Annotated in this window: 12 protein-coding genes and 1 rRNA gene; 2 read left to right on the forward strand and 11 right to left on the reverse strand. The window is 57.1% G+C overall.

Annotated features, from left to right (window positions below; all coding sequences use genetic code 11):
* The first annotated feature begins 92 nt into the window (after positions 1-92).
* Positions 93-1025: a site-specific tyrosine recombinase/integron integrase gene (gene xerA, locus K334_RS0106445; protein WP_025882061.1), complete on the forward strand. Its 933-nt coding sequence runs from the start codon at positions 93-95 to the stop codon at positions 1023-1025.
* A 249-nt stretch (positions 1026-1274) separates the two neighbouring features.
* On the opposite strand, the gene murI is transcribed toward xerA, so the two are convergent.
* The 11 genes from murI to K334_RS0106505 all read right to left on the reverse strand — a co-directional run bounded on the left by murI (position 1275) and on the right by K334_RS0106505 (position 14462).
* Complete coding sequence (murI, locus tag K334_RS13635; protein ID WP_051218678.1) at positions 1275-2153, reverse strand: glutamate racemase; 879 nt, start codon at positions 2151-2153, stop codon at positions 1275-1277.
* Positions 2154-2192: 39 nt separating this feature from the next.
* Entirely contained in the window at positions 2193-2747 is a 555-nt protein-coding gene (locus tag K334_RS0106455) for an OmpH family outer membrane protein (RefSeq protein WP_025882064.1), read from the reverse strand.
* Between the two features lie 103 nt (positions 2748-2850).
* Positions 2851-3345 (reverse strand): OmpH/Skp family outer membrane protein, encoded by a 495-nt coding sequence (locus K334_RS0106460; protein ID WP_025882066.1) that lies wholly within the window; start codon positions 3343-3345, stop codon positions 2851-2853.
* A 46-nt stretch (positions 3346-3391) separates the two neighbouring features.
* Positions 3392-3907: an OmpH/Skp family outer membrane protein gene (locus K334_RS0106465; protein ID WP_025882069.1), complete on the reverse strand. Its 516-nt coding sequence runs from the start codon at positions 3905-3907 to the stop codon at positions 3392-3394.
* Between the two features lie 81 nt (positions 3908-3988).
* The gene (locus tag K334_RS0106470; protein WP_025882070.1) at positions 3989-6607 is read right to left on the reverse strand and encodes a BamA/OMP85 family outer membrane protein; all 2619 of its coding nucleotides are present in this window, start codon (positions 6605-6607) and stop codon (positions 3989-3991) included.
* A gap of 59 nt (positions 6608-6666) precedes the next feature.
* Complete coding sequence (locus tag K334_RS0106475) at positions 6667-7410, reverse strand: isoprenyl transferase (RefSeq protein WP_027444706.1); 744 nt, start codon at positions 7408-7410, stop codon at positions 6667-6669.
* A 27-nt stretch (positions 7411-7437) separates the two neighbouring features.
* Positions 7438-8106 (reverse strand): type IX secretion system protein PorG, encoded by a 669-nt coding sequence (gene porG, locus K334_RS0106480; protein WP_154655568.1) that lies wholly within the window; start codon positions 8104-8106, stop codon positions 7438-7440.
* Between the two features lie 23 nt (positions 8107-8129).
* The gene (locus tag K334_RS0106485) at positions 8130-9548 is read right to left on the reverse strand and encodes a DUF6242 domain-containing protein (protein ID WP_025882072.1); all 1419 of its coding nucleotides are present in this window, start codon (positions 9546-9548) and stop codon (positions 8130-8132) included.
* Positions 9549-10221: 673 nt separating this feature from the next.
* Positions 10222-11835, reverse strand: a complete 1614-nt coding sequence (gene pckA, locus K334_RS0106490; RefSeq protein WP_021589665.1) for a phosphoenolpyruvate carboxykinase (ATP) — start codon at positions 11833-11835, stop codon at positions 10222-10224.
* A gap of 494 nt (positions 11836-12329) precedes the next feature.
* Entirely contained in the window at positions 12330-13391 is a 1062-nt protein-coding gene (buk, locus tag K334_RS0106500; protein WP_027444709.1) for a butyrate kinase, read from the reverse strand.
* 207 nt (positions 13392-13598) lie between these two features.
* Positions 13599-14462 (reverse strand): phosphate acyltransferase, encoded by an 864-nt coding sequence (locus K334_RS0106505; RefSeq protein WP_025882075.1) that lies wholly within the window; start codon positions 14460-14462, stop codon positions 13599-13601.
* A gap of 916 nt (positions 14463-15378) precedes the next feature.
* On the opposite strand from K334_RS0106505, the gene K334_RS0106510 reads away from it, so the two are divergent.
* Positions 15379-15475: ribosomal RNA gene (locus K334_RS0106510) — 16S ribosomal RNA — on the forward strand; the annotation flags it as partial.

Here is a 15475-nt window from a genome sequence, read left to right on the forward strand (position 1 = left end):
TCTTTGTATGGGGAAACAGCCGCGCAACGGCCCAATGAAGGCGGGCCGTCGTGGTGCTTTTTCCAGTACATGGGACAAAAATAGCAAATTATATGGAGAACGACAAGAAATCAAACGCGAATGTTGTGAAGTCGTATGTCAGATACCTGAAGCTGGAACGCAACTACTCGCGCAACACCATCGACGCCTACGAGCGCGACCTGCAGCGGCTGCTGGACTACTGCCGGGCCGCAAAGCTCGACCCGCTGGCGGTGAAACTCGAAGACCTGCAGCACTTTTCGGCCACGCTGCACGACCGGAACGTGACGCCCAAGTCGCAGGCCCGCATCCTCAGCGGTGTCAGGTCGTTCTACCGCTACCTGCTGGTCGACGGCTACATCGAGGCCGACCCGTCCGAACTGCTTGAGTCGCCGCAGCTGGGCGTGCACCTGCCGGAGGTGCTGACGACGGACGAGGTGGACCGGCTGGAGGCCGGCATAGACCTCAGCGTGGCCGAAGGGCAGCGCAACAGGGCCATCGTCGAGGTGCTGTTCTCGTGCGGACTGCGCGTGACGGAGCTTGTCAACCTGAAATGTTCCAACGTCTACATGGAGGAAAAGTTCATCCGCGTGGAGGGCAAGGGCAAGAAGGAGCGCCTCGTGCCCATATCGGCGAAGGCCATCAAGGAAATCAAGCTGTGGTATCTCGACCGCGTGCACCTCGACATCAAGCCGGGAGAGGAGGACTATGTGTTTCTCAATCGGCGCGGCCATCACCTCACGCGCACGATGATTCTCATCATGATCAAGCGGCAGGCTGCTGCGGCGGGCATTCGGAAGACCATCTCCCCGCACACGTTGCGCCACAGTTTCGCCACGGCGCTGCTGCAAGGGGGCGCCGACCTGCGGGCCATCCAGGCCATGCTGGGCCACGAGGATATCGCCACCACCGAAATCTATACGCACATCGATACGACCACGCTGCGGGAGGAGATTCTCAACCATCACCCGAGGAACATGAAGAGGAAGGGGGAATGTGAAGTTTGAAATGTGAAGTTTGAAATGTGAAGTTTGAAATGTGAAGTTTGAAATGTGAAGTGTGAAATGTGGAATGTGAAACAAACGCATTCCAAAAGCAGCCCTTTTAGCGTGCAAAAGAGCTGCTTTTACATTGTAAAAGGACTGCTTTTGCACGCTAAAAGGGCTGCTTTTGGAAAGGGTGGAAGGGTGAAAGGATGAAAAGGTAAAAAGGTAAAACGCTGAAAGAATAATGGATGAGCTGAGGCACAGATCCGATCAGCTCAATCCGGAGGCACTCCCCTCCTTGGGAGGGGCGGGGGAGGCTAAATCCACGTGGCGCACGCTGACTTGTTCCTTGAGGAATGTCTGGGCACTCTCCTTGAACTTGTCGGGATTCTCGGTCGTGAAGTACTGGCAGGTGCCGCCGAGGGTGAGCTTGCGGCGCAGCTCGGCGTGGCGGTCGAGGTAGCGGTCGAGGCTGTCGGCCACATACTCGCCCTGGGGAATGACGCGCACGCCGGGCTCGACGTACTTCAGTATCTTGGGCATGAGCAGGGGATAGTGCGTGCAGCCCAGGATGATGGCGTCGATGGCGGGGTCTTTGCGCATGAGTTCGTCGAGCCGCTTCTTCACGAAATAGTCGGCGCCGGGGCTGTCGGCCTCGTTGTATTCCACCAGGGGCACCCAGAAGGGGCAGGCCACGCCGCTGACGGTGATGTCGGGGAAGAGCTTCGCAATCTCGATGTCGTAGCTGTGGCTGCGCACGGTGCCCTCGGTGGCCAGCAGGCCGACGTGCCGGCTGTGGGTGAGCGAGCCGATGACTTCGGCCGTCGGACGGATGACGCCCAGCACGCGGCGCGAGGGGTCCCACGCGGGGAGGTCGTGCTGCTGGATGGTTCGCAGGGCTTTGGCCGAGGCGGTGTTGCATCCCAGGATGACCAGTTGGCAGCCCATGCCGAAGAGTTTCAGCACGGCCTGGCGCGTGAACTGGTAGACGACGTCGAAAGAACGGGTGCCGTAGGGCGCACGGGCGTTGTCGCCCAGATACATGTAGTCGTATTGGGGGAGCAGCCGGCGAATGCCGTGCAGGATGGTGAGGCCGCCGTAGCCCGAGTCGAAGATGCCGATGGGGCCTGGATTGACGGGAAGTGTCATGATGTTGCTGGATTGGGAGGACGTGGCAGGCGTCGGCGGTCAGCGCATTTCGGCCTTGACGGCCTCGGTGATGTCGTCGCCCATGGTGCTGTCGACGTAGGGCAGCGTGTCGCCGTCGAGGTTGATGATGAAGGCGAGGCCCCGGCGTTGGCCCACTTTGGCCGCGGCGAGCTTCACCTTCATCCTCAGTGGGGCGAACGCCTCTTTCTCGGCTTTCTTCAAAAGCTCGCGGGCCTCCTGCTTGAAAGCCATGTTCTTTTCGATGAGTTCTTGCAGTTCAGACTGCCGTTTCTTCAGGATCGAGGGCGCGAACGACCGCTGCCCGTCGAGGAAGTCTTCGTATTTCTTGTTGAATTCGTCCTCCACCCGTTTCATTTCGGCGTCGTACTTCGTCTTGAGGTCTGCGAGGTTGCGCTGCGTCAGGCTGTAGTCGGGCGTCGACTTCATGACTTCGTCGTAGCTGAAATAGCCGAACTTCAGCGCCGGAGCCGGCATGTTGGCGGCCGGCAGTTCGCGCGGCGCGCTTTCAGAGCGCTGTGCCGACGCGGTTGTCGACAGGGCGACGAACGCTGCGAAGAGAATGAACTTTTTCATGATGGTATGCGTTTGGGGTGATTGAAAACGACAGGAATCGGGCCGAAGCCGATTCCTGCGGATGTGGGGTTGCTTCCGGAAGGGGAAGCCGTGGCGTGTCGGGTCACTTCATCTTGGCCACTTCGGCCTTCACCTCGGCCGTGACGTCCTTCACGTTGTCGCCGAGATAGAGCACGCTGCCGTCCTCGAAGATGGAAGTGTAGGCTCCGGCCTTGCCGACGGCGATGATGGCGTTGCGGATTTTGGTGATGATCGGCTCCATCAGGTCGTTCGACTTCTTCTGGAGAGCCTGCTGGTTGTCCTGGAAGGTCTGCTGTATCTTCTGATACATGGTCTGCAGTTCGGTCTCCGTCTCCTGTTGTTTGGTGGCGTTCATTGTGGCCTTGTTCTTCTCATATTCCTGCGACTTGCGGGTCAGCTCGTCCTGCATGGCCTTCAGGTCGTTCTCATACCTCTTCTGTTCGGCGGCCATTTCGCCGTTGGCCTTGGCCAATTCGGGCATAGCCTGCATCACGGACTGTGTGCTCACTTTACCGAATTTCTGCGCGAGCATGGTCATCGGTGCGCAGAGCATCAGCATTAAAATCAGTTTCTTCATTGTTCTAAGTTTTTTTATTATTGTTTGAATTGTTTCCTCTTATCTCTTATCTTGAAGCATAGCCCAGTCTTTCGAGCACTTCGTTGCTGATGTCAATCTTGGGGCTGCCGAAGATGATGGCGGTGTCGCTCGAACGGTCGAGCACAAGGCTGTAGCCGCGCAGCTCGGAAATCTCCTTCACCACCTGGTAGATGTCTTCCTGGATGGGTGTGATGAGGCTTTCGCGCTTCTTGAAGAGCTCGCCCTCAGGGCCGAAGTACTTCTTGCGCAGGTCGGCCGCTTCCTTCTCCTTCTTCATGACGGCTTCCTGACGGGCCTTCTTCTGGTCGTTCGAGAGGAAGACCGCCTCGTTCTGATAGTTCTTGTAGAGCGTGGCAGCCTCGTTGTTGAGGGCTTCCACCTCGGCCTGCCACTTCTTGCTGGCCTGGTTGATCTGTTCGTTGGCGCGCGTCCAGGCGGGAACATTCTTCATGATGTATTCCATGTCCATCAGCGCGAACTTCTGTGCCGACGCCGCAAGCGTGGCCATGAGCATGAGGCTCATCAACAATGTCTTCTTCATCTTTATGTTTCCTTTCCTTTTTAGAATGCGAATGGGCAGCCGATGCGGTTCGGAATCCGACCCGCCCGGCCTCTTCGGCGGTTAGAACTCCTGTCCGAGGATGAAGTGGAACTGACTTCCGCCCTTCTTGCCGTTCACGTTGTCCTTGTCGAAGCCGTATGCCCAGTCGATACCCATGAGTCCGACCATCGGCAGGAATATCCTGACGCCGACGCCGGCCGAGCGTTTCATGTTGAACGGGTTGAAATCCTTGGTGTTGTACCACGCGTTTCCGGCTTCGAGGAACGAGAGTCCATAGATGGTGGTGTTGCCCAGCATGAACGGGTAGCGCAGTTCGAGCGAGAACCGGTCGTAGGCGTAGGCATTGTAGGCCAGCGAACCGTTCTCATAACCGCGCAGGGCTACGGTCTCTTCGGCGTAGCCCGAGGAGTAGCCGGTCATTCCGTCGCCGCCCACGTAGTAGGTTTCGAACGGGCTCTTCTTGTATTTGCTGTAGCTGCCGAGCAGTCCCAGCTCGATGCGGGTCATCAGGACGAAGCACTTCTGTCCGTTGGTGAGGGCGGTGTAGGTCTTCGACTTGAACTTCCACTTGTTGTATTCGATCCACCGGAACTTCTCCTGTTGCTCGCGGGCGTAGGTCGGCGAGTTGGGGTTGTTGGCCAGGTTCTGGTAGTCCTTGTGGTCCCAGAGGCTCCATGGCGGTGTCACCGTCACGCTGGCGGTGAACTCCGAGCCGCGGCGCGGGAAGAGTTGGTTGTCGGTGGAGGTGCGGTTGAGCGAGATGCTGAGGTTCAAGTTGTTGGCCGTTCCGTTGTTCATGAGGAAGTATTTCCAGTTTTTCAGCATGTAACGCTGGTACGCCAGCTGCAGCGAAAGCGTGAAGTAGTCGTCAGGCCAGCGCAGTCGCTTGCCCCAACCGAGGGTCAAACCGTAGAGTCTGATGTAGGTGTCGGGGTCGTAGTAGTTCTCGTAGTTGTTGTAACCGTAGGACCCCGAGCCGTAATAATAGTTGTTGTAGTAGTTCTGCATGGCGGCGCTGTTGTAGTAAGTGCTCGATATGTCGGTCTGCTTGCTGAAGTAGGCGCCCACGCTGAACTGGATGGGACGCTTGCCGCCGAACCAGTTTGTGGAGTAGCTCACGTTGTAGCTCTGGTAGTAGCTGCCGTTGGTCTGGGCGCCGAGGCTGAGCACTTCGCCGTCGCCGATGGGCATGATGCCGCGGTGTTCCTTGTTCTTGTTGAAGAGGTTGGCCATGGAGAAGTTGTTGAGCTTCAGTCCGACGCGGCCGATGACGCCCGTCTGTCCCCATCCGAGTGAGAATTCTATCTGGTCGTTGCTCTTCTGTGTGAGGTTGTAGTTCACGTCAACGGTTCCGTTTTCATAGTCGGGCTTCACGTCGGGGGTGATCTTCTCGGGGTCGAAATGCCCCATCGAAGCCAGCTCGCGCAAAGAGCGGGTGAGGGCTTCCTTCGAGAACAGGTCGCCCGGCTTGGTGCGGAGTTCGCGCCGGACCACGTTTTCGTAGAGGCGGTCGTTGCCGTTGATGCGCACGTGCGACAAGTGGGCCTGCGGTCCTTCGACCACGCGCATCTCCAAGTCGATGGAGTCTCCGTCGATGTTCACTTCGGTCGGGGTGATGCTGGAGAACACGTAGCCGTTGTTGTAGTAGAGGTTTCCGGCCGCGTCCTCGTCCTCCTGAAGCCGCTTCCGCATCAGTTTCTGGTTGTAGACGTCGCCTTTCTTCATGCCCAGGACGGCCGCCAGATAGTCGGTGGTGTAGACGGTGTTGCCCACCCAGGTCATGTTTCGCAAATAATACTTGCGTCCCTCGTCCACCTTTATGTATATGTTGACGTGCTTGGGGTCGTTGTTCCACACGCTGTCCGCCAGGATGGCGGCGTCGCGGTAGCCCAGTTCGTTGTACTTGGCGATGAGGTTTTTCTTGTCCGTCTCCCAGCGTTCGGGGGTGAATTTCTTCGCTTTGAGGAATGAACTGAGCTTTCCCGCCTCGTGTGTCTTGGAGAAAGCGCCTTTCACGAAGAGGCCTCCCTTGATCTTGCCGGCCTTCAACGCATTGTTTCCTTCGATGAAAATGTTGCGCACTTTCATCTTTTCCTTCTTGTCGACGTTGACATCCAGGATGACGCGATTCTTGCTTGCGACGTCGTCGCGCTGCACGATTTCAATCTCGGCGTTCTTGAATCCCTTGTCGTCGAAGTATTTCTTGGCCAGTATCTTGGCCCTGTCCACCATGTTGGGCGTGATCTGCGAGCCGATCAGGAGGCCGAGTTTCTTCTCCATGTCCTCGCGTTCGGTCTTCTTGAGGCCGTGGTAGTTGATGGTCGACACGCGCGGGCGGCCTTTCAGGTGAATGTGCAGATAAATCTTCCGGCCGATGATGGAGTCGGCTCCGATGGACACTTCCGAGAAGAGCCCGTATTTCCAGTAGCGTCTCACCGCGTCGGTGATCTCCCGTCCCGGGACGGTGATCTCGCGCCCGATGGTCAGTCCGGAGATTCCCGCCAGCTGGCTGTCCTCGTAGCCCTCGATGCCGTCGACGTTGAGGCCTGCAATGATGCACGAACGTGGGGTTCCGGTGTAGGAGATGTCGGGATGTACGATCTTATCCTGTGCTTTTGTTCCCAGTGTGCACGCCTGCGTGAGGGTGAGGGCAAACAGCACTTTCTTGTATATACGCATATTCTTTATAAGAGTTTTCTGATCTGAATGGCGGCGTCCGGCGTGCGGGCGTCCGTTTGTTAGTGTTCTTTCTCCACCTGTTCCTCGGTCTTTCCGAAGCGTCGCTGGCGGCTTTGGTAGCTCCGGATGGCGTCGTGCAGGTCGTCTTCGTCGAAGTCGGGCCAGTAGGTGTCGCAGAAGTAGAGTTCCGAATAGGCTATCTGCCAGAGCAGGAAGTTGCTGACGCGGAGTTCGCCGCCTGTTCGGATGAGCAGGTCGGGGTCGGGCATGAAGCTGGTCTGCATGTGCTCGGCGAGCAGTTCCTCGGTGATGTCGGCGGGCTGGAGCCGTGTCCCGTGCTCGCCGATGATGTCTCTGACGGCCTGTGTCATCTCCCAGCGGGCGCTGTAGCTCAGGGCCACGACCATGGTCATGGCCGTGTTGCCCGCCGTGTGGGCCTCGGTGTCGCGCAGTTTCTGCCTGACGTCGTCGGGCAGGCGGCCCGTGTCGCCGATGACTCGGAAGCGGACGTTGTGCTTCATGAAGATTTCGTCTTCGAGCGCGGTCAGCACCAAGCCCATCAACGCGCTGATTTCGTCGGCCGGACGATTCCAGTTTTCGGTGGAGAAGGTGTATAGTGTGAGGTGTTCGACGCCCAGGCGAACACATTCCGACGTGATACGGCGCACCGCCTCGACGCCGGCCTGGTGGCCGTAGGACCGTGGCTGATGGCGTTCGGTGGCCCAGCGTCCGTTGCCGTCCATGATGATGGCGATGTGCCGCGGCACCCTGTCCATGTCCAAGTTGTTCTTTGATTCTGCCATGTCTTGTATTCGTCGGAGTGTTCGATGTTAAAAGTCTTTATTGCAGTTGGCGCATTTGGGCGAGAAACTGTAGGTGAGCGTCAGCGACAAGGCCGAATAGCCGTCGGTGTTCTTGAACGGTCCCCGGCTCCGGATGGCGTAGGGGTCTTCGGCTCCGTCGAGCTTGTCGCTCAGACTGAAGTGCATGGCCCACTCAAGCGTCAGGTTGAGCCGCTCGCCCAGCTTGCGTTTCAGGCCTATCCCCAGGGGGATGTCGGCGGTGAAGACGTGCCGGCCGCCGCCTGTGGCATAGGTGGCTCCGAGTCCCGCCAGCATGTAGGGGGTGAAAGGCTTGGCTCCCCGGTAGTCGTGTCCGGTGCCGTAGGGCCACAGGTTGTACTCGTAGGCCGCGCCGAGGTTGAGCAGCGTGTTGTCGAAGCGGTAGCCGTGGTCGCTGAATCCCGGGTGGAAGGTCTTCACGTTGGCGGCTTCTCCCTTCATCTTTCCCATCAGTGCGGCCAGCCGCAGGGCCATTCTGGGGTTGACGACTCTGCGCAGGACGAGCGTGGCGGCGGGTTGCAGGTTTTTCGCGACATTGCCGTTGAAGTCGCCGAGATAGCCGGCGAGGCCCGGTCCGCCCCCCGCCTCCCAGCGATATTCATCGTCGAGTTGCGCACGACTCTGCATGGCAACGACCATGAGTCCTATCGTCAGCATGACCCTCGGCGTCATCCTCGTGTCTATTTCTCGAACTTCTTCTGTTCCGTGGCCCAGCCTTTGGCGGCGTGGCGGCCTTTCCAGAGCTGCCCGCTCTCGCCGCAGAATATCCAGATGAACTTCTTGCTGTCCACGGCCATGGCGAAGTGGGTCTTGCTGCTCTTGAAGACGGCGGGCAATGCCATGGTGGAGTCGCGCTTCCAGGTGACTCCCTTGTCCTTGCTGACATAGATTCCGCCGAAGGCTTTGGCCTTGCCGGTGCCCATGCCGTCGCCCCCGAACGCAATCAGCGCGTCGTCGTAGCGGGCTGTCTGCAGGTTGGTGAGGCGCAGGGCCTTGAACGGATTGCCGGTCGCCACGGGGTTGTAGCTCCATGGTTCGACGCTGGCCGTCTCGCTGTTGTCCTCCACCTTGCTCCAGATGCAGGCCGTGCTGTCGGTGGTGTTGGCTGCGGCGGGGTTGCCGACGAGCACCAGATGGTTGATGTTCTCGTTCGTCAGCGATGGCAACGTCATCAGCCTGATGTTTTCTTGGGGCAGGAGGGCGGCGCCGGCGTCCATCGTTTCGGTTTTCCAGTCCTTTCCGTCGGCCGAGCTGACGATTCCGTTGTCGGCTGACAGGCCGTAGAGTCTGGCCGTGGAGGCCCCCAGCAGTTTCGTCATCGTGGTGGGGGCTACCTCGTCCCATTGGCTTCCGTCGGTGGAGACGTAGAGCTTGCCGTCGGCAAGAAGGTAGAGTTTGTCGGCCAAAGCAGTGATATTGGCCGGCGAAAGGGCTGCTTTGGGCAGGTTAAAGGCCAGCTTTTGCCAGCCGTTGGGGCTGCTTTCGGAAGTCTTGTAGATGGCCGTTTCGCCGCCGGTGCGGCCCAGCAGGTACATGCTTCCGCCGCAGGCGAGCATTCTGAGGTCGGTCAGTGCGGCCGGTCCGTCGTTGTCGACGGTCGTCAGGTTCCATCTGAAGTCGTCGGCTTCTTCCTTGTGCATGTTCACCTTCACGGTGTAGACCGTGTGGCTTTGGCCCGTATGGTTGTAGACGGTGAAGACGCGGGGTTGTGAAAAGTCGATGGAGTCTCTCGTGGAATAGGCGCGCACGCTGTCGCTCGTCATGCTCTTGATGGTGATGACGCCGTTGTTCTTGGTGGCGCATGTGGCGATGACGTGCTTGATGTCGAGGCCTGCGGGCAGGGAGTCGGGGTTGTAGATGGTGTGCGTGGCCTGGTCGATGTAGAATTTGTATTTGCTGCAGTCCACGGCGACCTTCTTCACGGTGGTCTTTCCGTCCTTGTCGGTGGTCGTGAGATATTTGTTCAGCGTTCCAACTCTGAAGCTTGAGATGGCCGAGTCGTAATAAGTCGTCGTATTGCCGTCGGTGTTGCCGAGGCAGGAAGCCAGTAAAATCGTGGTAGTCAACGACAATATGAAGGATAAAAGGTTGCTCTTCATTCCGCTTGTTTTATCAGTTTTTGGTTGCAAATTTAATCAGAAAAACGCAAACAGGTGCATTTTTGCGTGCATATTATGTAAAAAAAGGAATCCGGCGGGCTTTTTTAAGGTTGTTTTAGTTTTGCTTTCGGCGGGTCTGAACAGGCTTCTTGCGGCGTGTTTTCGGGGGTGTATAAAAACAAGACCGGTGCGATCACTCGTACCGGCCTTGGCTTAATCTACATGCATGTTGGCATTGCTGGGTTTTGAAGCCCTGCTACGTTAGCTCTATAACGCTTGCCAGCATGTCAAATGTGTCAAAATCTAATAACATAATCTTTACCTTAAATGTTTATCAAAACTACTAACCTAATGAAAAAACAATAGTGCATTCTCACGAACACACTGCAAATATAGTCATTGTGTGCGAACACGCCAAACTTTTGCAGCTTATTTTTCATTGTTTAATAAGTTTTTAAATCCTTTCGTATCTGTTTGAAGTGTTTTGAAACGGGCCTTCGGGGCTTTCGGAACACTGCTCTTGCGGTTTCATAGTGCAATTGCGGCGGTGGAATCAGCCTGCGGCGGCGGCCGGCGGGGGCATGAAAAAATCCCGTTCCCCGGCGAAGGGGAACGGGATGGCTTGTCGTCGGCCGGCGCCCGATGGGCCGTGGCCGGACGGAATGCTTGTGGATTAGAGCTGCGGGCCGGCTGCTACGAGAGCCTTGCCTGCTTCGTTGCTTTCGTACTTCTTGAAGTTCTTGATGAAGCGGGCGGCCAGATCCTTGGCCTTCTCCTCCCACTGGGCGGCATTGGCGTAAGTGTCGCGCGGGTCGAGGATGTTGGTGTCGACACCTTCGAGCTGTGTGGGGACGGTGAAGTTGAAGTAAGGAATCTGCTTGGTCGGCGCAGCGTCGATCGAATGGTTGAGGATGGCGTCGATGATACCGCGTGTGTCGCGGATCGAGATGCGCTTGCCTGTACCGTTCCAACCGGTGTTCACGAGGTATGCCTTGGCTCCGCTCTTGTCCATTTTCTTCACGAGTTCCTCGGCATACTTCGTCGGATGGAGTTCCAGGAAGGCCTGGCCGAAGCAAGCGGAGAAGGTGGGAGTGGGCTCGGTGATACCGCGTTCTGTACCGGCGAGCTTAGCTGTGAAGCCGGAGAGGAAGTAGTACTTCGTCTGCTCTGCGTTCAGGATGGATACAGGGGGCAGCACGCCGAACGCGTCGGCCGACAGGAAGATGACCTGCTTGGCAGCCGGACCTTCGGAAGCGGGCCGCTGGATGTTCTTGATGTGGTAGATGGGATAGGACACGCGGGTGTTCTCGGTGACGCTCTTGTCGGCGAAGTCGATCTTGCCGTCGGCTGCAACGGTCACGTTCTCAAGCAGAGCGTCGCGTGTGATGGCGCCGTAGATGTCGGGTTCGGCCTCCTTGTCGAGGTTGATGACCTTGGCATAGCAGCCGCCTTCATAGTTGAACACGCCTTCATCGTCCCATCCGTGCTCGTCGTCGCCGATGAGTTTGCGCTTCGGGTCGGTGGAGAGGGTGGTCTTGCCGGTGCCCGACAGACCGAAGAAGATGGCGGTGTTCTCGCCGTTCATATCGGTGTTGGCGGAGCAGTGCATGGAAGCGACGCCCTTCAAAGGCAGGAAGTAGTTCATCATGGAGAACATACCTTTCTTCATTTCGCCACCGTACCATGTGTTGATGATGACCTGCTCCTTGCTCGTCACGTTGAAAACGACGGCGGTCTCAGAGTGCAGACCCAGTTCTTTCCAGTTCTCGACCTTGGCCTTGGAGGCGTTGTAGACGATGAAGTCGGGCTCCTGCTCGAAGTCGGCTTCGCTCTGGGGACGGATGAACATGTTGGTCACGAAGTGTGCCTGCCATGCCACCTCCATGATGAAGCGCACCTTCATGCGGGTGTCCTTGTGGGTGCCGCAGAATCCGTCGACAACGAAAAGGCGCTTGTTGGAGAGTTCCTTCTTGGCGATTTCCTTTACGGTCGTCCAAGCTTCCTTGGTGGCCGGATGGTTGTCGTTCTTGTATTCTTCGGAAGTCCACCATACTGTATCGTGGGAGTTCTCATCGTCGACGATGAATTTGTCTTTGGGAGAGCGGCCGGTGTAGATGCCGGTCATCACGTTGATAGCGCCAAGCTCTGTTTCCTGGCCTACCTCAAAACCTTCGAGGCCTTCTTTGGTCTCTTCGTTGAACAATACTTCGTAGGAAGGATTGTAGAGTACTTCTGTAGTACCTGTGATACCGTACTTTTCGAGTACGGATTTGTCAAACTTTGCCATTTTGTAAATGTATTTAAGTTGTGAAATGAATGCCTGTAGGGTTTTTCCTGAAGGCCGAATGCTGCTCGGGGGCATGGCCTTTTCGGGGTTTTACCGCCCGCAAAGTTACGTAAAAACCCAACAACAAACAACTTTCGTTCTGAAAAATAATCGTATTCTACAAACTATTTAGGTTAAAGATATTAAATTCTTCGACGCTCTTCTCTTTTTGCCATTTGGAGTTTGCATTTGGTCGTTGCGCTGCTTTGGGGGTGTTTTTGGCCTTTGATGGGAGTTGGGGCGAATGGTCTGCGGCGTGGTTTTCCATTGGCGAGTTGGGGTGGCAAGCTGCCAAAAGTCTCTTTTTTACTCAAAATAATCGCTGTGGTGGATAAAAAAGTAGGTTTTTTGTCCACCACAGCGATTAAAATGAATGGAAACGGCAACATCTCCACACTTGTGCGGCCAGCCGTTCCTGTGTTTCTATATTATAATAAGGTGTAGCTTCGGCGGGACTACCGATAGATCTGGGCTTTCTGTTGGCCTTGCAGCACGCCCAGGGCGTTCATGGCGAGGGCTTGCATCTCGTCTTCGCCCGGGTAGCAGTAGGTGGGGGCCAGAAAGTCGATGCGTCGGCGCAGCCGGCTGATGACATATTCGCTGCGCGCCATGCCGCCCGTCAGCAGGATGGCGTCGATTTTTCCGCAGAGCACGGCGGCCTCGGCGGCGATGTATTTGGCCGTGTGGTAGATCATGGCGTTGAGTATCAGCTCGGCATGTTGGTCGCCCTGCTTGATGCGTTGTTCTATCTCCTTCACGCTGTTGGTGCCCAGGTGGGCGATGAGTCCGGCCTCTCCCGCCACCTTCTTCAGCAGTTGCGCCTCGGTGTACTGCCCGCTGAAGCAGAGCCGGATGAGGTCGGCGGCAGGCAGCGAGCCGGCCCGTTCGGGCGAGAAGGGGCCTTCGCCGTCGAGCGCGTTGTTGGCGTCGATAGCGCGGCCGTGCTCGTGGGCCGCGATGGAAATGCCGCCGCCGAGATGGCAGATGATGAGGTTGAGGTCTTCATAGCGCTTCCCTATCTGTTGCGCGAAGCGGTGGGCGATGGCCCGTTGGTTCAGGGCGTGCCAGATGCAGATGCGCGGCATGATGGGCGAACCGCTGACACGGGCCAGCGGCGACAGCTCGTCCACCACGCCCGGGTCGGCGATGAAGCTGCGGCAGTCGGGTATCTCGCGTGCTATCTCATAGGCGATGAGACACCCCAGGTCGCAGGCGTGCTGGTGGATGGCGTTCTTCACGTCGTCGAGCATGCGGCGGTTGATTTCATACACGCCGCCGGCCACGGGCTTGGCGAGCCCGCCGCGGCCGATGACGGCGTCGAAATTGAAGTCGACGTGCATGCGTTCAAGCTCGTCGAGCACCAGCTGCTTGCGGAAACCGTGCTGGCTGGTGATGGTTTCAAACTGTGCCAGCTCTTCTGTGGAGTGGGTGATGGAGCGCAGCACCACCGGACTGGCGTCTTCGTACACCGCCATCTTGGTCGATGTAGAGCCTGGATTGATGACAAGGATTTTCATAATCGATCGTGAGCCGCCCCTGAGGCTTCTACCGCCCCTCCAAAGGGCCTCCCCCGCCCCTCCCAAGGAGGGGAGTGCCTGTCGGCTTGAGGCTGATTGGCTCTGTTTGGCAATTCTTTAATATGTTACTTTTTTACCTTTTTACCCTTTCCCCTTTTTACTTTTCACCTTTTCCCTCCTTCCTCCCTTTTTGTTTTTTTTACCTTTTTACCCTTTTACCTTTTTACTTTTCACCCTTTCCACCCCCAGCGCCAGGCTCATGAGCTTCGACTCCCTGCTGTCGCCCCGCGAAGTCATGACGATGGGAGCCGTCGTTCCTTGCAGCATGCAGGCCACCCGTGCGCCGCAGAACAGCGTGACGGCCTTGTGGAAGACGTTGCCGGCCTCGATGTCGGGGAAGATAAGGCCGTCGGCGTCGCCTGAGATGGGCGAGGCAATGCCCTTGATGTCCATGCTCTCCTTGTCGCACGACGTCTTCAGGTCGAGCGGGCCGTCGATGACGCAGGACCCGAAAGCACCCTCGTGGCCCATGCGGATGATGTCCCGGTAGCCCATGGTGAAGGGGAAATGCTTCTCGTTGGGCTGCTCCGAGCAGTGGATGAGCGAAATCTTGGGTTCGACTATGCCGAGGCCATGGCACAGGTCGACCATGTACCGCACCTGCGCCGCGCGCTGCTCCTGCGTGGGGTAGGGGATGACGGCGGGGTCGGAATAGGCGATGAGTTTGTGGTAGGCCCGCATTTCCGCCACGCCGATGTGCGTCAGCACGTTGCCTTTGGGCAGCAGCCCCCTCTCGCGGTCGAGGACGGCGCGCAGCAGCGTGTCGCTGTTGATGAGTCCCTTCATCAGCAGGTCGGCCTCGCCCTCCCTTACGAGTCTCACGGCTTCTTGCGCGGCCGCGCTCTTGTCCACATTGTCTATGTAGATGGGCTCGGCGAATCCCATTTCGCGGGCGCGTTCCACGGCCCAACGGGTGTGTTCGTCGGTGGCGCAGACCACGGCCACGCGCTTTCTGACGCCGCATCCCAAAAGGTCGGCCGTCATATCATCAAAGTTCCGGATAGGTTTCATAGGCTGTTTTTCTTTGTTTTTCGTCCCTTTGCCGGCTTTCTTTCGCGGGAATAGCCATGCCTTCGACCCCAGGTGGCGGCTCTTTGGGAATGGAGACGGATACATTTTGTGTCCGGGAAGTGAAGCGGTGTGACGATGGTATGTCAAGCAAATGTAGTGATTTTGCCCCTACTTTTCGCATAATCATCGAAAAAATATTATTTATTAACGGAACTGCGGGGCGCGAACGTGGCAGATATTTGCGTGCCGGCTGGCCAATGGCTCTTCAACGGCAGTCCTTTCGGCTTGCGAAAGCTGCCTTTTTGGCGTGTCAAAGGACTGCCGTTGCGGCGTAGAAGGACCGCTGTTGCGAAACGGCGGGGCGTCAGCGGCCGGCAAGGGGCGTCTCCCCTGCGCCGCGCCCCTTGAAAGAGAAGCTGTTGTTTCTTTGCTTTTGCGAGTTGTTTTGTCGAAAGTTATATATATAATAAGGTGTAAATGTCGGCTAAAAACTTTTTTTGCAACTTTCTTTAAAAAACATTTGGAAGTTCATTAAATAATACATACCTTTGCATCCGCATTCAGGAAATGACTCACATTCACATTTGAGCTGGATTACTGATAGCAAGGCCGAAAGTCTTGTCATGAGATTAACGGCAACCAAGGAAGCGTTCTTTGAATAGATTTACATAAACAGATAAGTAGTACAGGAAGCAGGCGCGGCCTGGGCGCATGGGGGGAGCTTTCCCCCGCGTTGTTGCCAGCCGCGCTTGGGTAGAATAGACGACCCGTCGATTGTATAGACAAGGTTTCCCAGGCTTCAGATGAAGGAACAGGCGTTCTGGACAGACAGACATCCGGGCTTCGGCCGCGGTCTTCTTCGGTTCGGCTTCGTGCCGTCCGTGGCTTCCGCCGTCGTGAGCCTAAAGAATATTTTACAATGGAGAGTTTGATCCTGGCTCAGGATGAACGCTGGCTACAGGCTTAACACATGCAAGTCGAGGGGCAGCATGGGGTTTGCTTGCAAACCCCGA

Origin of the sequence: Segatella baroniae DSM 16972 = JCM 13447, from assembly GCF_000426585.1 — a bacterium.
In the GTDB taxonomy this organism is placed as follows: domain Bacteria; phylum Bacteroidota; class Bacteroidia; order Bacteroidales; family Bacteroidaceae; genus Prevotella; species Prevotella baroniae.